General features: G+C 63.2%; 13 protein-coding genes. 6 read left to right on the forward strand and 7 right to left on the reverse strand.

Annotated elements, in window-relative coordinates; all coding sequences use genetic code 11:
• From PE058_RS05465 to PE058_RS05490, 6 genes are read right to left on the reverse strand one after another with little or no spacing between them, the layout of a single operon-like run.
• Positions 1-2,589, reverse strand: coding sequence for a cellulase family glycosylhydrolase (locus tag PE058_RS05465; RefSeq protein WP_271030065.1), 2,589 nt, complete (start codon positions 2,587-2,589; stop codon positions 1-3).
• A 30-nt stretch (positions 2,590-2,619) separates the two neighbouring features.
• Positions 2,620-3,747 (reverse strand): Wzz/FepE/Etk N-terminal domain-containing protein, encoded by a 1,128-nt coding sequence (locus PE058_RS05470; protein ID WP_198011116.1) that lies wholly within the window; start codon positions 3,745-3,747, stop codon positions 2,620-2,622.
• A gap of 59 nt (positions 3,748-3,806) precedes the next feature.
• A complete protein-coding gene (locus tag PE058_RS05475) occupies positions 3,807-4,574 on the reverse strand; it encodes a tyrosine-protein kinase family protein (protein ID WP_020084349.1) in 768 nt (255 codons plus the stop codon).
• A gap of 7 nt (positions 4,575-4,581) precedes the next feature.
• Positions 4,582-5,703 carry a glycosyltransferase family 2 protein gene (locus PE058_RS05480; RefSeq protein ID WP_271030066.1) on the reverse strand — a complete coding sequence of 374 codons (1,122 nt, stop codon included), beginning with the start codon at positions 5,701-5,703 and terminating at the stop codon, positions 4,582-4,584.
• Between the two features lie 56 nt (positions 5,704-5,759).
• The gene (locus PE058_RS05485) at positions 5,760-7,097 is read right to left on the reverse strand and encodes a glycosyltransferase (RefSeq protein ID WP_020084351.1); all 1,338 of its coding nucleotides are present in this window, start codon (positions 7,095-7,097) and stop codon (positions 5,760-5,762) included.
• Positions 7,098-7,140: 43 nt separating this feature from the next.
• Positions 7,141-7,701, reverse strand: a complete 561-nt coding sequence (locus PE058_RS05490) for a flavin reductase family protein (protein WP_083929032.1) — start codon at positions 7,699-7,701, stop codon at positions 7,141-7,143.
• Between the two features lie 272 nt (positions 7,702-7,973).
• Here PE058_RS05490 and rfbC point away from each other — a divergent pair, with 272 nt between their 5' ends.
• The 5 genes from rfbC (at position 7,974) to PE058_RS05515 (ending at position 13,198) form a co-directional block, all read left to right on the forward strand.
• The gene (gene rfbC, locus PE058_RS05495) at positions 7,974-8,540 is read left to right on the forward strand and encodes a dTDP-4-dehydrorhamnose 3,5-epimerase (protein ID WP_020084353.1); all 567 of its coding nucleotides are present in this window, start codon (positions 7,974-7,976) and stop codon (positions 8,538-8,540) included.
• 13 nt (positions 8,541-8,553) lie between these two features.
• Positions 8,554-9,612 (forward strand): dTDP-glucose 4,6-dehydratase, encoded by a 1,059-nt coding sequence (rfbB, locus tag PE058_RS05500; RefSeq protein ID WP_271030067.1) that lies wholly within the window; start codon positions 8,554-8,556, stop codon positions 9,610-9,612.
• A 5-nt stretch (positions 9,613-9,617) separates the two neighbouring features.
• Positions 9,618-10,496, forward strand: coding sequence for a dTDP-4-dehydrorhamnose reductase (rfbD, locus tag PE058_RS05505; RefSeq protein WP_271030068.1), 879 nt, complete (start codon positions 9,618-9,620; stop codon positions 10,494-10,496).
• Positions 10,497-10,528: 32 nt separating this feature from the next.
• Positions 10,529-11,401: a glucose-1-phosphate thymidylyltransferase RfbA gene (gene rfbA / locus PE058_RS05510; RefSeq protein WP_271030069.1), complete on the forward strand. Its 873-nt coding sequence runs from the start codon at positions 10,529-10,531 to the stop codon at positions 11,399-11,401.
• 330 nt (positions 11,402-11,731) lie between these two features.
• Positions 11,732-13,198 carry an undecaprenyl-phosphate glucose phosphotransferase gene (locus PE058_RS05515; RefSeq protein WP_271030070.1) on the forward strand — a complete coding sequence of 489 codons (1,467 nt, stop codon included), beginning with the start codon at positions 11,732-11,734 and terminating at the stop codon, positions 13,196-13,198.
• Positions 13,199-13,259: 61 nt separating this feature from the next.
• On the opposite strand, the gene PE058_RS05520 is transcribed toward PE058_RS05515, so the two are convergent.
• Positions 13,260-14,009 (reverse strand): WecB/TagA/CpsF family glycosyltransferase, encoded by a 750-nt coding sequence (locus PE058_RS05520; RefSeq protein WP_271030071.1) that lies wholly within the window; start codon positions 14,007-14,009, stop codon positions 13,260-13,262.
• A gap of 536 nt (positions 14,010-14,545) precedes the next feature.
• Here PE058_RS05520 and PE058_RS05525 point away from each other — a divergent pair.
• On the forward strand, positions 14,546-21,037 hold the full coding sequence (locus PE058_RS05525) for a type I polyketide synthase (RefSeq protein ID WP_271030072.1): 6,492 nt from the start codon (positions 14,546-14,548) through the stop codon (positions 21,035-21,037).
• Positions 21,038-21,063: the final 26 nt, after the last annotated feature.

The raw sequence follows: 21,063 nt of genomic DNA on the forward strand, positions 1-21,063 counted from the left end.
CTATTGCAGGAACAGCCAGTGCGAGCGGATGTCTGGCGTGAGGCGCAGAAGCGTGTAGCCTTCGGTGGTGGTTTCGAGCGGCACGGGTGACAGGACGCCTTCGCGATCCGCTTTGTAGGCCTTGAGCCCAGCCCGCGCGCGAATTCTGATTTCCCCTTCGACGGGCTCGGTGAGATACGGCAGACGTCCCTGCACCTCGGGTGTCGACCGGGCCGAGATCGAAACCATAAGCCTGCTCGACTGGGGCAAAGGCTCGCCGTCGAGGCTCTGAACGGCAACAGCGGCATTTGCGGTGCTCAGAGCTACGGTGACGTCGCGCAGCGCGATTGTCTTTCCGCCGAGCCAGCCGCTCGCGATCTGGGATTTCGCAGTGTTGACCGTGAAGACGCCTTGCTGCCAGTCGCGGCAGAGCTCGCCGGTGTCGGAACAAACGCTGGTCTTGCCTTCCCCGATGGCGTCGAAATCGGGATCGGTGATCTGTTTTGCGCTGCTTGCCGCAGGCTGCTCGGTGATCCAGCTCAGGGCCGGCATCTGGGGCACCCTGATGCGCAGCTTTGAGGTTTCGGTGAGGGTTCTGATGGCGCGCGAGGTGCGTGCGTTGACCTCGGTCCCCGTAAACACCTTTTCAGGCAGGTCGAGCTCGTATGTGCTCTTAGCCTCGCTCACATGCTTGGCGCGGAACAGAAGAGCGGCGGCCGGCATGGTCGCGAGCAGGGCCGGATCATTGTAGCCCTCCCAGTTTCCGACGGAGGCGTAGCCGTTCATGGGGGCCTGGGTATAGGCGTACTGAAGCAATGCGTTCCAGCCCTGGAGGCTTGCGACGGAGGCGAGATGGGCTGGAACCTGGAAGCGGTCGAATACGGGGAATGGCTCGACGTTCCACTCGCTGACGGAAAACGGCTTGTTGACGATCGCGCCGCCGGAGATCCAGCTCATCAGGCTCGGCGTGAAGCGCGGATTGTGCTCGACTTCGTTGGTGCCGCCGTAAGCGTGCGCATCCACCATGTCGCCTTCAGCGAGCGAGGTGAGGCCGGAGGTATTCATGCCGCCCCAGTAGTTGGTGCCGACGATCGGCACCTTGACGCCGAGCTTACGCAAGTGGCTCGTCATGTCGCTGAAATAGGCGTGCTCTAGGTCGGCGAGGAAGATCTTCGACGCCCCGAACTCCCAGCTTCGCCAGACCTTGCTCTTATCGAGCCCGGATTTCGCCGCGAACGCGTCGGCGCGTGCGAGATAGCGCTCCGAATGCCAGGGCACGTTCTTGTCCGGCAACAGGCCGTTTCCGTAGTGCTGGGTGAGGTCGTTCTCGTTCGTGATCAGCACGGTGACGACGGCCGGATCATCCTTGTAGGCGAGCCCGGTGTGAGGGTTCACATGCGAGAGGTAAGCGTCCGCGAACTCCTTCGTGCGGGCCTTGATGCTGTCGTTGACATACATGTAGCCCTTCATTTCGGCCGTGGCACCGTCCTTGTCCGCGATCTCCTGGAACGCATCGACGCCGTCGGCCTTCTTGAGCTTCCGTCCAACGTGGAGGTCCAGCCAGACGTAGATGCCTTCGTCCCGGAGACACTTGATCCACCAGTCGATCTTCTCAAGCGAGGCGGCGTTGAGGGAAAGGGTGTTCGGCGGCTCGGCGCCGAAGATGTTGGGTGAGACCCAGGCCGAGTCGTGGTGATGAATGCGGACCAGATTGAAGCCTAGCTTCGAAATGCGCTTGGCCTGATTGCGCACGAGCTCGGGCGTGGTGCCCTGGAACAGCGCGTAGCCCGAGAGGTTCGTGCCCCAGAAGCGGGCCTTGGTTCCATCCTCGAACACCAGGTCCTCGCCGACCGCGTGCAGGAAGCCCCGCTTTCCGGCGGGCTTCTCTTCGGCGTTAAGGAAGCTCAGGTCGACAGGCGTGCGGTTCCAATGGATGTCGCTTGCCCACCAGGTGTCCTTCTTCTCGCCCAGGCGCTCGGAGAGAGTGGGCACGAACTCGCCCGGAAGGGACACCGTCATCTTGAGATCGAGTGAATCGGGCCTGGTGTTCTTCTGGAGGAGATAGGCGCGGATCTCGTTACGGTTTCCCATCTCGAAGCTGAGGCTTTCGACGGGTTTGTCGAACGTGATCGTCAGGGGCGGCTTGTCCGGCTCCAGAAGCAGCGACCATCCCATCCGGTCGGGACGCACTTCCGCCACGGGATCGAAACCCTTGCGCTTCAGCGCGTCGCTCGAAATCCTGAAGATAATGGTGCCGAAGACGTCCGTGGCGCGCTCCGGATCCTCCTTAAGCCGCAAAGCCCAAGTGGCTTTGCCGGGCTCCGAAAGCTCCACATCGGCATCGAGTGTCATTTTCTCGGCTGCGTCTCCGCGCACCGAGTAGCGGCGCAGGGGCTCCACCACGCTCGTCACCAGGCCAAGGCCGAGCCAGGACCACTCACCGCGCCAGAAACTGAACTCGGCATCCACGACGGTCGAGGTTTTGTATTCGACCCTGAAAAGGCCGGTATCGGGGTCGAATTTGGCGTGCGCCTGGGCCATTGCGGCGCTGGTGCAGAAGAGCATGGACAGTGCGATCAGAGCGGATCGGACTACGCGTTTTGCGATCATGTGATCCGTATCCTCCGTTCTGGGCTGTGCTCAGCCGTGGGCAAGCTTCCTTCGCGGAATTCTCGAGACCCGTCCGACGACCTGAAGGCCGGATGCGTTCTCGTGGTCGCGTCTCGTGCGCAAGAGGCCGGCGAACAGCTCGACCAGGAATACGAGGCCGCAGCCTCCGATCACGCTCAGCAGGATGCCGGCCACGGCGAGCTTGCGCGCGACGCTTTCTCCGACGATTGGATCCTTCGGGCGTCCGATGATGAGCAGATCGTCAGGCGAGTCGAAGATGCCGACATAGTTGTTGCCGCGCGCGCCGCCTGCCTGGTTCTGCAGGGCCTGGAAGCGATCGAGGGCGGCCTGATAGACGCCATACAGGCGTTCGAGGTTCTGAACCACCTTCGGGTTCTCGCTGATGGCAAGGCGGAGCCTGTTGGCTGCAGCGAAAGCCCTCTTGTCGTCGTCCGAGGCCGTTTCCGGCGGAGGCTCCGCGCTCGACGACATGTCGTAGCTCGCGTTGCCGCGGCGTTGGGTCATGGTCCACAGCTGCTGAAGCTCAGCGCGCACCTGGAGCGGTGCCTGGAAGCCGCCTTCGTTGATGGCCTTCATCAAGGCCGTCTCGGCGATGGCCACGTCCTCGCTTCTGCGCATGAGCACGAATTGGGGCGCGCTGAAGATGTTCTGCTCGGGGCCGGTGAGGCCTTCCATGAGGCGCGAGAGGATGACCTCGAGGTCCCGTCCGAGGCCCACGGGATTGCGGCCTTCGAGACCGACCTCAAGAATGGAGCCGCCCACGAGCTCGAAGGTCAGCGAAGCGCCGAGCGCTCTTGTCTGGATGAACAGCTCGGCCGGCGACTTCGCGGGAGGGAAGGCCTTGATCTGAGGCAGGATGCCTGCGAGCACGTGGTCGCTCTTCAGCCACGCTTCGATCGCGCGGACCTGCTCGTAGGTGCTGGAGCGCTGGATGGTGTTCGATCCGCCGATGCTGCGGTTTGCAGCCTGGAGGAGGATGAGCGACTTGGCGGTGTACTTGGTGGGCGCGAACTTGACGGCGAAGGCCGAAAGGAGGGCCGCGAGCAAGATCGGCAAAGCGAGAAGGAGCCAGCGCCGGCGCAGTACGTCCAGCGCGAAGACCAGATGCTCCCGGATGAATTCAGATCCAATGCCCATGTGCGGCATCACTCCATTGCAGATCGTCCAGGCGGCCGGTTTCGGCCGCCGTCAGGGTGTCAACTTTCCAGGATGCTGCTGCCAGGAAGCTTCCAGTCGTTCAGGATCAGGCCGCCGACCTTCAATTCCATGATCGCGCACGTTTGCACGCACGAGATCAGATCCTTGCGCTGCATGGTGCCGCTCAGGCAGACGAGAAAGACGAGATCGCACGCGGCGCCCGAGATGGCTGTAGCAGGAACCGGCTGGCCGGATTTCTGCAGCACGGGGGGCAGATCGACGATGATGGTGTAGCCAGATCGCGAGGCGGTATCGAGCGCATGGTGAAGCTCGGAAAGCGTCTTCTCGTGCAGCAGAGGCACGGCGGTGCCATCGACGACGCTGAGGCCCGGCCGGATCTCCGACGCATAGTCCAGAAGCGTGATCGGGGCTGCGGGGGCGTGAGCGGAGCCGAGGCTCGAAAAATCGACTCCGCTCAGGTCGACGAGAAGCGTCTTTCTTCCGAAGTTCGAGATTGCTCCTGCGAGCTGGCGGCTGGTGACCGTTACGCCGACGCCAGGGCGTGCGCCGGTGACGCCGATGATGTGCGCCGACTGCGTGTTGGCAATCGCGATGATCTTCGCCATGCGGCGGGCGCTGGTGGGGTCACCGAAGAACATGTCGCAACTGTCGGCCTCCTGTGCCGCGGCATCTCCCTCGTCGGCAGCCGGGCGCGCCAGTTTCGACTCGACGGGAGCCGTATCGGCATCGGCGGATGGGTTTGCGAGGATCTGACTTAGCTTCTGGGTCGCGTCGAGAGGGTTCGGTATGCGTTCGAAAATAGTCATTCCACACTCAGTCCCTTTTCGACCTGATCCAGGAAATGTGTTTCCCTTTCAAGATTTGAGCATATAGCGATAATTTTGAAATGGCATAAGCGGGTGCGCGGGCCAATTCAATTAATGTAATGTTATCCCTACCTACGCTTTGCCAGGCGAGCGCCACGGCGATCGTGAAAGCGGCGGCGATGGCGGCGGCGAGGATCAGGGGGGACGTGACCCCCGTCAGAAGCGCCCAGATTAGTGAGGCGACGCCGAAGACGGCGAGGGCCATCGCGTGCAACGCAAGCGGCGGCACAGCAGCATCGAGCGCCAGGGCGAAAAGTGGCCAATTTCTTGAGGTTATGGCTTCAGATAGTAAGAGCGGAACGCGGCGGGTTATGGTTGTCAGGTGGCCGGTTTCCCAGCGAGCGCGCTGCGTTTGGCTGCCTTCCTCACTCACGGGAAAGCGGCTTGTGACGCGCGCCGTTGGACAAAACATGGGGGGAATTCCGGCCCGGGCGAGGTCTAATCCGAGAACCAAATCTTCGGCGAGCTCGCCGGAATTAAGGTCGACCTTCGAAAAGGCGTCCCAGGGAAATGCCATGCCGGTTCCCATGAGCTGGCAGGGCAGGCCAACATTGTAAAATCCGAGGGCGCGAAGATAGTTTTTAACCTTTGCGGCAAAAACCGCGATGCCGACGCGCGGCGGCGGGCTTTCGGCGGGCGCAAGCAGCTCGTAGTGGGCCTGGACAGGGCGGCCGGTCTCGTAAGCTTCTTTGCCGATGGTCGGGAGGCAGCCGGAGTCGAGGGCGCAGTCCGCGTCCACGATGATGACCACGTCGGGAGGGTTCGAGGCGAGGTGGCGGATGCCGAAATCGAGGGCGTAGCTCTTGCCGCGCCGTGTGGTGTCCGTGCGCCGGACGACTTCGGCGCCGAGATTTTCGGCGATCTCGGCGGTTGCGTCGGTGCAGTTGTCGGCAACAACCAGCAGACGATCGCCGGGTGAAAGCTGATCGCGGATATTGAGAAGGGTCTCGGTGATGACGAGCGCTTCGTCGTGCGCGGGCACCAGCACGGCCAAGCGGGGTTTGGCGTCGCCCCGGCGTCTCTGCGGGCTCGAAAAGGCAAGGGCGGAGACGATCTCGACCAGAAGCACGGCTACCGGGACGGCCAGCACGATGCCTACAAGCAAGAGACCAGCGGTGGCGACGTCTAGGAGTGCCATTCTTCGATCTCGCGGCCTATCGCGTTGCTTTTGAAGAGCCGGGCGAGCTTTTCGGCTTCCTTGTCGATGTCATGGCGTCCAACGACACGTGCGTAGCCGGCGTCTCCCATGCGCTTCAGGGCTTCGGGAGAGGAGGTGAGGCAAGCTTCCATGGCGTCCACCAGGGGCGTGATGGCTGCGGCCGGCACGAGCCAGCCGGTTTCCCCGGGGATGACCAGCTCCGGAATGCCCGCGACGTACGTGGTGATCACAGGGCGGCGGAGCGCCATGGCCTCCATGATGACGACCGGCAGGCTCTCCTGGAAGCTCGGCAATACAAGCGCTTCGGCTGCGAGAATCTCGTCGCGCACGGCGGCGCTGCTGATCCAGCCGGTAATGGTGACAGCGCCGGACAGGCCGAGCGTTGCGATGCGGGCTTCGATCTCAGGGCGCATCTCGCCGTCGCCAGCCAGAACGAGATGAGATCCGCCGATCCTCTTGCGCAACTCGCTGAAGGCGTCGAGAAGGACGAGTTGTCCCTTCTGCTCGCAGAGCCGTCCGACGCATACCAGGCGGCCTTTGGTCGGCTCCGGGCTTTCACTTGTGGCGCGGAATTCAGGCTCCAGCCCGCAATGGACTATCTTGATCTTTCCCCAGTCGGTGAGGTTGGCGCGGCGGAAGAGTTGCGCGCGGCAATAGGAATTCACGGCCGCGACGAACTTTGCGTGGCCGATCTTCTTGTCGAGGTGGAGACAATGGGCCTTGTCGAACTCGTCCGGGCCGTGGACCGTGAAGCTGTACGCCGGGCCGCCGAGCAGATGAACGAGTGTCGCGACCTCTGCCGAGTTGGTTCCGAAGTGAGCGTGAACGTGCTTGACGTCCGCTTCGCGCAGCCATTCGAGAATGAGACAGGCCTCGGCGAGATAGATGAGGTGATAGGGCGCGGAACGTTCTCCGCCCCAGGACATGCGCAGGGCTTCGCGCAAGGCGTTCGCGAACTGGCGGGGCGAGGCGAGCAGGGTGCGCCACGACGCCTTCAGGAGTGGCAGCATTCCCCCTTTCAGGGCGTAGCGGGTGCGTGCCTGCTCGGCGATGTCCTCGGCATCCACGACCTCGGCATCCCATCCGCGAATGGCGACGCGCTCCACGGCGATACCTTGCCGCTCCACGGCCAGGATCTCCCGGCGGATGAAGGTGTGGCTGACCTTGGGATATTGGTTGACGAGATAGGCAATCCGGAGCGGCTCGGCGCCGGGTTGCGTGGCGGCTGCCGCGCTCCGGGCATGAGGCTCGGCTGTGCTGGTCTTGTTCTCGGTAAAGGCGGTGCTCGGGGTCTCGCGATCCATCACCGCAACTCTCAAACTCTCCGCACCCGGCACGGCGGCGTCCCTATTTGATACGCCCGCCCGAGACACATACCTCGTTGCGGGCCTGATCCCGCTCATCCTGCAAGCTCTGTTCCAAGCCCACATACGAGCCGCGCATGTAAAGGAGCGGGCTTGCCTCGGCGGACGCGGATCCTGCGATCACCTGCCCAAAGAATACGGTGTGGGACGAGGCGGTTCTGTATTCGGACAGGCGGCATTCGAGCCGGCAGACGGCGTCGGCCAGAATGGGGGCTCCGGTTACGCCCGGGGACCAGTTGCCGGTCTCGAAGCGGGCTTCTCCATAAGCGCGGGTGGCGCCCGAAAAGACGCGCGCGACGCTCTCCTGATGAACGGCAAGCGCGTTGATGCTGAAGAAGCCGTTCCGAATGATCGGGTCGTGGGCGCCCGCCGTGCGATTGACGCAGACGATGACGGTCGGCGGCAAATCCGTCAGCGAGCACACGGCGCTCGCGGTCAGGCCCATGCGGTTGCCGGGTGCGCCGGTGGCCACGACGGACACCTGTCCAGGTACGTTTCGCATGAGTCCGCGAAACACATGACGGTCGATTGGTTCGGCGCTCATGAACGTTCCGAAAAGCCTTGGCCTTGCATCAGGCCGCTATTCGCCTGTCCTTACGACGACATTGGTCGGATCGCCACCACGGACCATCCGAAGTATGCCAACAGGCGATTGCAGCATACACCTCAAACCGCCAATACAGTTAAGAGCGGCGAACGCCTTATTTTGAATCAACAATGGCGCGCGGGGCGCGTCATAAACCGAACCAACGGACAGTTCTTGCACGGAAAGCGCGGAGACCATTAAGGCATTGGTCCCGATACGACGAGCAAAGGATGCCGGATCAGGTGATCTTCGAGAGATGCCATATTCCCGACGTGATCAAGATCACGCCAAAGCGGCATGGCGACAGTAGAGGCCATTTCGTCGAGCTTTTTCGTGCGGATCTGTTTCAGTCGCAAGCGGGCGATGTGCAGTTCGTGCAGTACAATCAATCTCTTTCCCGTCCTGCGGGCACGGTGCGCGGGCTTCACTATCAGATCGCGCCGGCCGCTCAAGGAAAGCTTGTCCGTTGCGCGCAGGGTGCGATGCTAGACGTCGCAGTCGACGTGCGGCGCTCCTCGCCCACCTTCGGTCAGCACGTGGCGGTAAAACTTTCCTCGGAGGACGACAGCCAGCTTTGGATTCCGCCGGGGTTTGCGCACGGTTTCTGTACCCTCGTTCCGGATACCGAGGTCTGGTACGCGGTGACGAGCACCTACAGTCCCGAGCACGAGCGCGGGGTTTTGTGGGACGATCCCGACCTCAACATCGCCTGGCCGCTGGCGGGGCTGGAGCCGCTGGTCTCGCCGCGCGACGCCAAGCTGCCGAGATTTCACGACCTTGCGCGCGACTTCGAATAAGCCGGAGAGACAGATGCGTATAGTGGTGACGGGAGGAGCCGGGTTCATCGGGTCGGCGCTGGTGCGCTATCTCGTCAACGAGGCCGGCGCGGAAGTGCTGACGTTCGACAAGCTCACTTATGCGGGCAACCTGGCCAGTTTGCGTGCGGTGGAGCACGCTCCGAACCATCGCTTCCTGCGGGCCGATATTTGCGACCGGCAGGCCGTTGCGGCAGCCCTCAACGACTTCCAGCCGGACCGGATCTACCATCTGGCGGCGGAAAGCCACGTCGACCGATCCATCGACGGCTCGGCGGATTTCATCCAGACGAATATCGTCGGCACCTACACTCTGATCGAGGCAGCGCGCCACTACTGGCTCGGACTCGATGAGGCGCGCAAAGCAAGCTTTCGGTTCCTTCATGTCTCGACGGACGAGGTCTACGGCTCGCTCGAGGCGGACGGCTTCTTCACCGAGGAAACGGCCTACGATCCGAGCTCGCCTTATTCGGCGTCGAAAGCCGCTTCCGATCATCTGGTCATGTCGTGGCACCGCACCTATGGCTTCCCCGCGATCATCTCCAACTGCTCCAACAATTACGGGCCGTATCATTTTCCCGAGAAGCTCATTCCTCTCACGATCCTGAACGCGCTCGATGGCAAGCCGTTGCCGGTCTACGGAAACGGCTCGAACGTCCGTGATTGGCTCCATGTGGAGGATCATGCCCGCGCCCTGCACCTGATTGCGGGCAAGGGACGGCTCGGCGAGAAGTACAACGTGGGCGGGCGCAACGAGCGGCGGAACATCGACGTCGTGGAGGCGATCTGCGGCATTCTCGATCGGGTGCGTCCGGCGCGCGAGCCGCATGCCAATCTCATCCGCTTCGTGACGGACCGCCCCGGGCACGACTACCGCTATGCCATCGACGCGTCACGGCTGGAAACCGAGCTTGGCTGGCGCGCTAAGGAAACCTTCGACACCGGCATCGAGAAGACGGTGCTGTGGTATCTCGATAATGACTGGTGGTGGCGTCCGCTGCGCGAGAAGGTCTATTCCGGCGAGCGGCTCGGCACTGCTGTCGGCGCCGGATAACTCCCATGCGCATCGTCGTCACCGGCAAGAAGGGGCAAGTGGTTCAGGCGCTTCTGGAACGCGGGCCTGCGTTCGGCGCTGACATCGTGCCCCTCGGCCGGCCGGAGCTCGATCTCGCGAGCCCCGAGCGCGTGGGCGCGCTGTTGGCCGCTGCGAGGGCGGATCTCATTGTCTCCGCCGCGGCGTACACCGCGGTCGACAAGGCTGAGAGCGAGCCCGATCTCGCCTACGCTGTGAACGCGGAGGGGCCACGGGCGCTGGCGGAGGCTGCGAGCTCACTTGGCGTTCCGCTGATCCATATTTCGACCGACTATGTGTTCGACGGGTCAAAGGATAGCCCCTGGACCGAGACCGACATCCCTGCGCCGCTCGGCGTCTATGGCGCGTCGAAGCTCGCGGGCGAAAACGCCGTGCTTGCTGCTTCGCCCAACACTGTCGTTCTGAGGATCGGGTGGGTGTACAGCCCGTTTGGCGCCAATTTCGCGAAGACGATCCTTCGGCTGGCGGGGGAGCGGGACGTCCTGCGTATCGTTTCGGATCAGGTGGGCGCGCCGAGCTCCGCGCTCGACGTCGCCGACGGTGTTCTGACCGTGGCACGGAATGTGCTCTCTGAACCCGATCGGGCGGATTTGCGTGGGCTGTTCCACATGGGGGCAGGCGGCGAAGCCACCTGGGCGGAATTTGCGGCCGAGATCTGTGATTGGCTGCGGGCGAGCAAGGGCAGGACTGTGACGGTGGAGAAGATCACGACCGCCGACTATCCCACGCCTGCGCGGCGGCCCGCCAACTCGCGGCTGGACAGCGGCAAGCTCGCGTCGCTGCACGGCTATCGCATGCCGCTATGGCGCGCTTCACTACCGGGCGTGCTCGAGCGGCTCGCCTAAAGACGATCTCGCGGCATGGCATCGAGGGTATCATGAAGGGCATCATTCTGGCGGGCGGTAGCGGAACGCGGCTGCATCCGATGACGCACGTCACGTCGAAGCAGCTCCTCCCCGTCTACGACAAGCCGATGGTCTACTATCCGCTTACCACGCTGATGCTGGCCGGGATCCGCGACATTCTTTTGATCTCGACGCCGCATGACCTGCCGAACTTTCAGCGTCTGCTCGGTGACGGATCACAATGGGGAATCTCGCTCACCTATGCCGAGCAGCCTCATCCCGAAGGACTTGCGCAGGCCTATATCATCGGCGCGGATTTCGTTGCCGGGCAGCGCTCTTGCCTGATCCTGGGCGACAACATCTACTACGGTCACGGACTGCCGGAGCTATTGAAGGTGGCGGTTGGCCGGCAGAGCGGCGCGACGGTTTTCGCCTACCATGTCACCGATCCCGAGCGTTACGGCGTCGTCGAGTTCGATCAGGGCATGAAGGCGGTCTCCATCGAGGAGAAGCCGGTGAAGCCCAAATCCAACTGGGCCGTGACGGGCCTCTATTTCTACGACGAGAAGGCGCCTCACATCGCAGCGGGGCTCAAGCCGTCCGCGCGGGGCGAGCTCGAGATCACGGACATGAACCGCGCCTACCTCGACAGCGGCACGCTTTCGGTCGAGTTGATGGGACGAGGCTATGCGTGGCTCGATACCGGGACGCCCGACAGCCTGATCGAGGCTGCGGAGTTCGTGCGCACGCTCGAGAAGCGGCAAGGCTTCAAGATCGCGTGTCCGGAGGAAGTGGCGTGGCGGATGCGTTTCATCGACGGGGCGCAACTCGAAGCCGCTGCGGTGCGGCATGGAAAGAGCGCATACGGACAGTATCTCTCGCGGCTGCTCACATCACAGAGCTGAGCGTCGCCGGGAAGCGCGCTTTCATTCGACACCTGTCAGTCAGATGGCTGATTTATAACTCGGCCCTCTGCCTCCGAAAATATCAGTCAGCTGATGGAGTTGACCCCGTTGGCGTGCCCGTTCCGCCTTTACGGTGGATCAGCAACGTTAACCAATTTATTTGTTTATCCTTTCCAAAACGTTGATGTAACGAAATATTATCCACGCATCCAAGCCTGAAATTTTACGGTATGGCGCGCTGGACCGGGGCGATGGAGCACGTCTGCGCATGCTTATTTTCGAGCGCGACGGCCAAAGAATTAGAATTGCGCGCGCGTGGTCGGGACAGTTATGGCTGAGAGTAACGTGCACGTTGAGCCCGTGTCGGCGAGGGCTCGGCAGCTCGCGCGGGTGGATAGTGCTCGATCTGGAGTTCTGTCCAAGTTCGAGAACTGCATAACGGCCTGTGCGATTGCCGAAGGGCTCTCGGTCATCCTGGCGGCTGCGGTTGCCAAGTTTCTCTACATCGATCTGTTTCTTGACCAGGATCAGGGCCTGCTTCCCTATCTCGCGCCCGCGCCTCTGCTCTCTGTCACGCTTTACCTATTTATGAAGCAGGCGGGGCTGTACGAGCCCAATGTTCTGGTCGATCGCGTCGTCGGCTACGGGAAGCTCTGGGGGGCGCTCGCGATGTCGCTCCTCGTCCTCTTGGGCATTCTCTACATCTTCAAGAGCGCTGAAGGGTATTCGCGCGGCTGGTTCCTGACCTGGTTCGCGCTCAGCGCCGTGGCTCTCGTCACGGTGCGTGTGGCTGCGATGCGGCGCGTGCGCCATATGGTTGCGACCGGTCAGCTCCGTCGGCGGGTGGCCATCTTCGGCACGCTCGAGTTTATCACCGCCATGAAGGATCAGATCGAAAACTCCGAGCAATCAGTGGTGGTCGAGGGCGTGTATCTCGCCAAGCCCGCCGCGATCGGCAGCTCGGATCTGCCTCTCGACGGTGGCCTCGCGGAGCTCAAGGACGCGATCGAGCGCAACGAGTTCGACACCGTTTTCGTCGGCTTGCCGGCCCAGGATACGGCCCGGATTCAAACGGCGGTGAACGGGCTGGCGTCGTACTCGACTGAGCTTTTGCTGTGCACCGAACTCGATCCTTATCCGGTGGTCGTCCACGGCTCGCGGAATTTCGGTCCGCTCAGGACCAACGTCGTGAACCTGGTGCCGCTTTCCGAGAGCAACGTGCTCCTGAAGTCGATGCTGGACTACGCGGTTGCACTGGTCGGCCTGATCGTGCTCGCCCCGCTGCTCGCGGTGGTGGCGCTCGCCATCAAGATCGACAGCCCGGGTCCGGTGTTCTTCCGGCAGCGCCGCTATGGCCAGAACAACAGCATCTTCCGGATCTTCAAGTTCCGCACCATGGCGGTGACGGAGGATGGTCCGACGGTCAAGCAAGCCGAGCGCGATGATCCCCGTGTGACGCGAATGGGCCGTATTCTAAGGCGTACGAGCATTGACGAGCTTCCGCAGCTCCTCAACGTTCTCACTGGCGACATGTCGATCGTGGGGCCGCGCCCCCATGCGCTGGCGCATGATCAGCTCTTCGAGCAGAAGCTCGATCTCTTCTCCCGCCGCCGCCGGGTGCGTCCCGGTTTGACCGGATGGGCGCAGGTGCACGGGTTCCGAGGCGAGACGAAGACGACCGAGGATATCCGCAGCCGCATGCAGCACGATCTCTACTACATCGACAACTGGTCGATCTGGCTCGATATCGAGATCATCACGCGCACGGTGTTCGTGCTGTTCCGCGGCGCGTACTGAGGACGCGCCGTTCGTTCGAGCTAGACGTGACGTGGGATTTGCGTTGGCTGGGATCCAGACCTCAGCGGCGGGCCAATCCGCCCAGCAGAACGCCCGGAAATACGTACAGGCATTCGAGGTAACGGCGTGCGAGGCGGCGCGGATTGAGCGCCATGCGCCACAGCCACTCGCAGCCGAGAGTTTGGAACACCTTCGGGGCGCGGCGTTGATGGCCGGCGAGGAAATCCAATCCTGCGCCGATGCATATGAACGAAACGCCTTCCACTTCCTGGGCGCACCGGTCGGCAAAAATCTCCTGCTTCGGTGCGCCGAGGGCAACGAAACAGATTTTGGCGCCGGAGCTCTTGATGAACTCGATGCCTTCGTTGGCCTCTCCGGAGAGGACATCAATGCCGTGGGGCGGAGAGTACACACCGGCGATGGTGAGGCCGGGATGGTCTTTCTTGAGATGGCGCGCCGATCCGGCAAGAGAGTCGAACGTGGAGCCGAACAGCAGCACCGGTAGGCCACGGCGGCTCGCTTCCGCGCAGAGAGGCTTGATCAGGTCCGCCCCCGTGGTGCGGGACAGGTGCCGTCCTTGAAGGCGGCCAGCGAGAACGATGGGAAACCCGTCCGCCAAAACGATGCGTGCCCTGTCGTAAGCAGCGCGGAACGCCTTGTTGCAGCGCAGTTTTACGATGTGGTCGAGATTGAGGGTGAAGACCGAGAAGGATTTCCCCGAGCCCACCTCCTCGCAGACGCGTGAAGACGCATCTCCCAGGGAGAGTGTCTCGACATTTACACCTTCAACTAGAAATGGATCGCTGTGCACGCAGGAAACGTCCGCATTATCTGATCGCTTCGATCTGGCGACGCCTCTATAGCATGCGCAGTGTTCCTCCTTTTGCGGCGAAGGTAAAATATGGTTTATTTGATTGGTTAATTTTTTATCCTGAAAATTGCTCGGATTTACCTTGGGCGGGTAGGCACGGCCGAGCCTCGCTGTGCGGACGTCGACCTCGTTTTTCTGTCATAAAACTGTGGCTTAAGCGGGATTTCCATCTGCGGTGTACGCCGTGATGCCTTTCGCGCTGTTAACCATAGCCGCTCTTCGTCGATCTGCGGTCTGTCTTTTTGGATAGCTTGTCGTATTCAATTAATATCATCTCGGGCGGGAATGCTTTAAAAAGGGAATAGGTGCGTTGCATCAATATCCAAATCCGTTTTTTGTGCGACTTTTATTGATCTGATGCGAACGGGTGAAATCTGGCGCGCTTCCTGCAGCCGAGCCCGAAATTGGTGCTTTGCCGTTTCTGTGCGGTCGTATCCGGCAAGGCGCCCGGCCAATTGAGTTGAGACGAGGCAAGTATGTCCGAGAGTGAGAGCGGGGCGTCCCAAAGCGACATCGCGATCGTTGGGATGGCGCTGCGCGTACCCGGTGCCCGTTCAGTCGAGGAGTTTTGGCACAATCTCCGGGAAGGTGTGGAGTCCATCGAGACCCGAACGCCAGAGCAACTGCTGCAGGCTGGCGAGAGCCCGGACAATCTTCGCCGTAAGAATTATGTCCCCCGGACCGCGGAGCTTCGCGGTTTCGAAGGCTTCGATGCCGAGTTCTTTGGGTTCAGCCCGAAGGAAGCGGCGATCATGGACCCGCAGCATCGCCAGTTTCTGGAATGCGCGTGGGAAGCGCTGGAGGATTCGACGCGCACGCCAGAGCGCATCGCGGGCCCTGTCGGGGTGTTCGCCGGCTGCGGCATGGGCAGCTATTTCTATTTCAACGTCTGCAGCCATCGCGCCCTGGTCGACAAGACGGGCATGTTCCTGCTTCGTCACACCGGCAACGACAAAGACTTCCTCGCGACGCGCGCGTCCTATCTTTTCGATCTGCATGGGCCGAGCGTGAACGTGCAGACGGCGTGCTCGACATCGCTCGTCGCCGTGCATTATGCCTGCCAGAGCCTGCTCAGCGGCGAATGCGAGATGGCGCTCGCGGGTGGCGTCACTATCGAGCTTCCGCAAGGGCGGGGCTATCTTTTCCAGGATGGCGAGATCCTTTCGACGGACGGTCATTGCCGGGCCTTCGACCATCGGGCCTCCGGAACCGTGTTCGGAAGCGGCACGGGTGTCGTCGTGCTGCGGCGGCTGGCGGATGCGCTCGCTGACGGCGATCCCATCCATGCCGTGATCAAGGCGACGGCGATCAACAACGACGGCGCAAGCAAGGCGGGCTATCTCGCCCCAAGCGTCACGGGGCAGGCCGAGGCCATCGTCGAAGCGCAGGCGCTGGCGGGTCTCGAGGCGAGCTCCATCGGTTATGTGGAGTGCCACGGCACGGGGACGTATCTCGGCGACCCGATCGAGATCGAAGCTCTCACTCAGGCGTTCCGCCAGACGACCGACAAGACCGGCTTCTGCCGGGTCGGCTCGGTGAAATCCAACATCGGGCATCTCGATACCGCGGCAGGTGTCGTCAGTCTCATCAAGGCCGTTCTCTCCGTGAAGCACGGGGAAATCCCGCCGACACTCGGGTTCGAGAAGCCCAATCCGGCCATAAATTTCGCCGCCAGCCCGTTTGTTGTGAACGACCGGCTGACGCCCTGGACGTCCACTGGCGCCCCGCGCCGCGCGGGCATCAACTCCCTCGGTGTCGGCGGGACGAACGCGCATGTGATCGTCGAGGAGGCGCCTCTGCGGAAGGTGCCTGCCGCGCGCGCGGATGCAGGCCCGCAGGTTCTGGTTCTCACGGCCAAGAGCCGCAAGGCGCTCGACGAGGCCGGTAAGCGGCTCGCGAAGCATCTCGAAGCCAATCCGGATCTCGGGCTGGAGGACGTGGCCCACACGCTGCTCAACGGGCGGCGGCATTTCGAGCATCGCAGGGTGGCTGCCGTCGCTGACCGGGCGGATGCGATGGCGCTGCTTGCTCAACCGGACACGCATCGCGTGTTTACACACACGCCCGTCGAGGGAACGGCCGAGGCCGTGTTCCTGTTTCCGGGCGGCGGAGCGCAGTATCCGCATATGGCGCGTGCTCTCTATCGTGACGAACCCGCGTTCCGGCGCGTCGTCGACGAAGGGCTCTCCTATCTTCCGGCACCTGCCGCGCAAGAGATCCGGGACATCTGGCTTCCGCAGGGTGCCGAGGCGGCCGACGCGGTGGAACGGCTTCTGCGGCCCTCGCTTCAGCTTCCGGCCATTCTCATCGTGGAGGTTGCGCTGGCGCGCCTCTGGATGAGTTGGGGCGTGAAGCCCGCAGCGCTCATCGGCCATTCGATGGGCGAGAACGCGGCGGCGTGCGTTGCCGGCGTGCTGAGCTTCGAGCGAGCGGTGAAGCTCGTGCGGTTGCGCGGCGAACTGTTCGACGAGGTTCCGCCCGGCGGAATGCTGAGCGTGGCGCTTCCCGCCGAGGCGCTGAAGGCGCGGCTGCCCGCCGATCTCGACGTTGCCTCCATCAATGCGCCCGAGCTTTGCGTCGTGTCGGGCTCGAACGACGCCCTTGATGCTTTCCGTCAGGTGCTCGTCGCTGAAGGAATCGAGGCAAGCCGTATTCCGATCGACATCGCGGCTCATTCGCGGATGCTGGCGCCGATCATCGAGCGCTTCCAGGATTTTCTGCGCGCGACGCCTTTGTCCGCGCCCACGATCCCGATCGTGTCCAACCTGACCGGTACCTGGCTGACGGCGGCCGAAGCCCGCGATCCCGCCTACTGGACGAAGCACCTGCGCTCCACGGTGCGGTTCGGCGACGGCATGGCGCTGCTCGCTGCGCAACCGTCGCGCGTTTACATCGAGGTCGGGCCCGGCCGTGTGCTCGGCTCGCTGGCCAAAGCGCAAGGCATTCCGGCCAATCAGGTGATCAACAGCCTTCCTCATTCGGAGGAGGCGATCGACGACAATCTGCATTTCCTCACGGCGCTTGGGCGTGCGTGGGCGGTTGGCGTGGCGGTGCCGCTCGAGAAACTTTCGGAAGGGGCGGATCCCCAGCGGGTCAATCTCCCGACCTATGCGTTCCAGCATCAGAGCTATTTCCTAGAGCGGATCGCGGCCAGCGGCGCAGCGCAGGAGGACGCTTCGCCTGCCAAGATCGCCGACATGGCGAATTGGGGATGGCAACCGGTTTGGAAGCAATCTTCGCCGAATGTGCGGCTCGATGCGGAACAGGAGGCGTCGTCGTGGCTTGTGTTCCTGGACGATGGCGGTATTGGCGCGGGGCTCGTCGCCCGGCTTCGTGAACTCGGCCATACGGTGCGCACGGTCACCTTGGGTGATGCCTTCGGCGTTACGGCAGCGGGCGACTATGTGCTCTGCCCGGAGCAGGGTCGCGACGGCTATGACGCGCTCGTGAAGGATCTCACGGGCGCGGGCGGCGTCCCGCAGCGGATCGTGCATCTTTGGCTGGCGACGCACGACGAGAGCTTCCGTCCGGGATCGAGCTTCTTCCATCGCAATCAGGAGCGGGGCTTCTACAGCTTGTTCTTCCTGGGGCAGGCGCTGTCTGATGCCGGCCATACGCTTCCGACCCACATCACGGTTCTGACCAACGGCATGCAGCGCATCGGCAACGAGTGCCTTGCCTATCCCGACAAGGCGACGGTGCTGGGTCCCGCGCAGGTGCTTCCCCGCGAGATGCCCAATGTGTCCGTGCGGGTGATCGATATTCCGCTCGCCACCGGCGGACGTGAGACGTTCGTGCGGCGTCAGCGTGCGCTGCTGGTGAAACGCCTTGCCGCCGCTTTGGATGCGCAGGGCGCGGAAGTCTCGGCGGCGGATCGCATCTGGGACGACATCCTGGCGGAGCCCTGCAACGAGATCGTCTGCTACCGGAAAGGCCGGCGCTGGACACAGAGCCAGGAGCCGCTTTCTCTCGACAAGGCCGGGGAAGGCGAGGCCGTGTTCCGCGAGCGCGGCGTCTATCTGATCACGGGCGGCCTCGGTGAGCTTGCAACGGCTTGCGCCGAGGATCTGGCGCGGCGTTTCAAGGCTCGGCTCGTGCTGGTGGCGCGCACTGCGCTGCCCGACAGCGCGGAGTGGGATGGCTATCTGGCCGCTTACGGCGAGAACGACCGCATCGGCCGTGCCATTGCCGCGGTTCGCAGGATCGAAGTTGCGGGCGGCGAGGTGGCCGTGGCGCAGGCCGACATCACCAATTCGGAGGCGATGCGGGCCGTCGTGGAGACGGCGAAAGCCCGTTTCGGCCGTCTCAACGGCGTGCTGCACACGGCCGGCGTCGTGAAGGACGATCTGATCGCCCTCAAGGCTCTCTCCGACATCGAGGACGTTTTCGCGCCCAAGATCCTCGGCACGCTGGTGCTTGCCGAGGTGCTCGAGAAAGAACCGCTCGACGTGATGGTGCTGTTCTCGTCGACGAGCACCGATACGGCTCCGGCCGGTCAGGTCGACTATGTGGCGGCCAACGCGTTCCTCAACGCGTTTGCGGAAAGCCGTGTGGGGTCCAGCGTTCGCACGATCGCCGTGCATTGGGGCGTGTGGAAGGATGTCGGTCTGGCGGCGCGCGCCATTGCGCAGGCCGAGCAGCAAGATGCCGCGCCGGTTGTGGAAGCGGCGCTTGGGCCCTTGTTCGACCGGCGCGTGCGCGTATCGGACAAAGAAGAATGGCTCGAGGCGCGTCTCGACAGCACGCGCCATTGGGTGCTGAACGAGCATCGCCTCAAGAGCGGCCATGCCATCTGGCCGGGCACAGGCTACATCGAGCTGATCGCGGAAGCCCTCTCCGAGCAGCGGATCGAAGGGCCGTTCGAGATCGAGGATCTGACGTTCCTCAGGCCCTTGCACGTTCCCGACGACGAACCGCGCACAGCGCGCGTCACGCTCACGCCGGAGGCAGACGGCTATCGGATCGCGATCGACAGCGAGCAGCCCGGAGCAGCGCTCGTGCGTCACGCGGAAGCTATCGTGAGGATCGCGCCTTCCTCCAAGCGACGCGTTATCGATGCCGCCAGGATCGGGGCTGCCTGCGAGACGAAAGCGCTTGTCGCGGGTGACAAGCCGCATCGTTCGGCGCAGGAAGATCACCTGAGGTTCGGTGCGCGCTGGCAGGTGCTGCGTTCGGCCTCGTTCGGGCGTGGCGAGGCGCTGGCTCAGCTTGCACTGTCTGACGATTTCGTCACCGATCTCGATCACGGCTATCTGGTTCATCCTGCCTTGCTGGACATCGCGACGGGTTACGCCATGAACCTGATCGACGGCTATTCGCCGGCGGCGGGCCTGTGGGTGCCGATGACGTACGGCAAGCTCTGCATCAACGGGGCGCTGCCTGCCAAGATCTGGAGCCACGCCCGCCTCAACACGTCGAAGGATCTGGGACCGGGCTACGCGACGTTCGACGTCACGATTGCCGACGCCGAGGGGCGTGTGGTGATCGAGGTCGAAGGCTTCACGATCAAGAAGCTCGCGGCTGGAACCGATCTCTCGGCGTCGCTCTCGAACGAAGGTGAGGCGAAGACGGCCGAGGCTTCCAAGGGAAGCGATACGGCGGAGCTCTCGCCCGCACTGGCACGGCTTGCCGCCCAAGTCGATCAAGGCATTCTTCCGGGTGAAGGGTTCGAAGCGCTTTTGCGCGCAGTCGGCTCCGGTAAGCCGCAGGTGATCGTGAGCTCGATGGATCTTCCGGCGCTGCAGCGGGCTGCCGCGCGGGCCGAGGTTCAGGCGGCGGCATCTTCTACGACGTTCGAACGGCCGGATCTTGGTGTCGATTTCGTCGAGCCCGGCACGGATATCGAGAAGGCGCTCGCGGGCTTCTGGACCGAGCTCCTCGGCGTGAAGAAGATCGGCATTCACGACAGCTTCTTCGATCTCGGCGGGCATTCGCTGATCGCGGTTCGCCTGTTCCGCATGATCAAGAAGGCGTTCTCCGTCGAGTTCCCGATTTCGGTGCTGTTCGAGGCCCCGACGATCGCGCAGTGCGCAGCCCTCATCGAGCAGAGTGGCGTGAAGCCTCAGAGCGATGCCGGTGCGGATGCAGGAGCGACTGTCACTGCCCTCGAGCGGCCGCGCCTGCTGCACCTGGTGCGGATGGACAGCGGCAAGGATCCCCGGCGCACGCCGTTCTTCCTGTGCGCGGGCATGTTCGGCAACATTCTCAACCTGCGGCATCTGGCAGTGCAGATCGGGGCAGACCGCCCCGTTTACGGCCTCCAGGCGCGGGGCATCTACGGCGGTCAGGCGCCGCACGAGACGTTCGAGGAGATGGCGCGAGACTATCTTGCGGAAGTTCGCACCGTGCAGCCGCATGGTCCCTATCTGCTCGGCGGGTTCTCGGGTGGCGGGCTCGTGGCCTACGAGATGGCGCAGCAGCTTCGGGCCGCTGGAGAAGAGGCCGCGATCGTCGTTCTGCTCGATACGCCCTATCCGGCGAACCCCGTGCTCTCCGCGCAGGACCGCTTGATGATGAAGATGCAGGATGTCGAGAAGGAAGGTCTCTCCTTCTTCAGCAACTGGGTGCGTCGCCGCATCGAGTGGGAGCAGCGGAAGGCGCAGGCGCGTGCCGGCGTGCAGCCCAAGTCTGCCGAGCAGTTCCACAACGAGGAGATCGAGGCTGCCTTCCGCCGTGCGCTTTCGCGCTATCAAGGTGCGGCCTACGACGGGTCCGTTCTGTTGATGCGTCCGAAGCTGCAGGTCGCCTACCGGGTGACCGGCGGGCGCGAGCTCAATCACGAGCGCAGCCTGCTGCGTGCAGACAATGGATGGTCGCCTTTCGTTGCGGACCTCGCGATCCATGAGGTTCCCGGCGATCACGACAGCATGGTTCTTGAGCCGAACGTGCGCGTTCTGGCGAGCCATCTGCGCCAGGAGCTGATGCGGGCCGACCGGAGCCGGACGGTTCAGCAGATCGCGGCCGAGTAGCGAACAGACGTCACCGCCGCATTCAC

Source organism: Hyphomicrobium sp. DMF-1 (assembly GCF_027886585.1).
GTDB lineage: Bacteria > Pseudomonadota > Alphaproteobacteria > Rhizobiales > Hyphomicrobiaceae > Hyphomicrobium_C > Hyphomicrobium_C zavarzinii.

Excerpts from the sequence above, each read along its gene's own strand:
- PE058_RS05465 (WP_271030065.1), bottom strand. The coding sequence starts at position 2,589 with ATGATCGCAAAACGCGTAGTCCGATCCGCTCTGATCGCACTGTCCATG.
- PE058_RS05515 (WP_271030070.1), top strand. The coding sequence starts at position 11,732 with ATGGCTGAGAGTAACGTGCACGTTGAGCCCGTGTCGGCGAGGGCTCGG.
- PE058_RS05490 (WP_083929032.1), bottom strand. The coding sequence starts at position 7,701 with ATGAGCGCCGAACCAATCGACCGTCATGTGTTTCGCGGACTCATGCGA.
- rfbC (WP_020084353.1), top strand. The coding sequence starts at position 7,974 with ATGCCGGATCAGGTGATCTTCGAGAGATGCCATATTCCCGACGTGATC.
- rfbA (WP_271030069.1), top strand. The coding sequence starts at position 10,529 with ATGAAGGGCATCATTCTGGCGGGCGGTAGCGGAACGCGGCTGCATCCG.
- rfbB (WP_271030067.1), top strand. The coding sequence starts at position 8,554 with ATGCGTATAGTGGTGACGGGAGGAGCCGGGTTCATCGGGTCGGCGCTG.
- PE058_RS05485 (WP_020084351.1), bottom strand. The coding sequence starts at position 7,097 with ATGGATCGCGAGACCCCGAGCACCGCCTTTACCGAGAACAAGACCAGC.
- PE058_RS05470 (WP_198011116.1), bottom strand. The coding sequence starts at position 3,747 with ATGGGCATTGGATCTGAATTCATCCGGGAGCATCTGGTCTTCGCGCTG.
- rfbD (WP_271030068.1), top strand. The coding sequence starts at position 9,618 with ATGCGCATCGTCGTCACCGGCAAGAAGGGGCAAGTGGTTCAGGCGCTT.
- PE058_RS05525 (WP_271030072.1), top strand. The coding sequence starts at position 14,546 with ATGTCCGAGAGTGAGAGCGGGGCGTCCCAAAGCGACATCGCGATCGTT.
- PE058_RS05475 (WP_020084349.1), bottom strand. The coding sequence starts at position 4,574 with ATGACTATTTTCGAACGCATACCGAACCCTCTCGACGCGACCCAGAAG.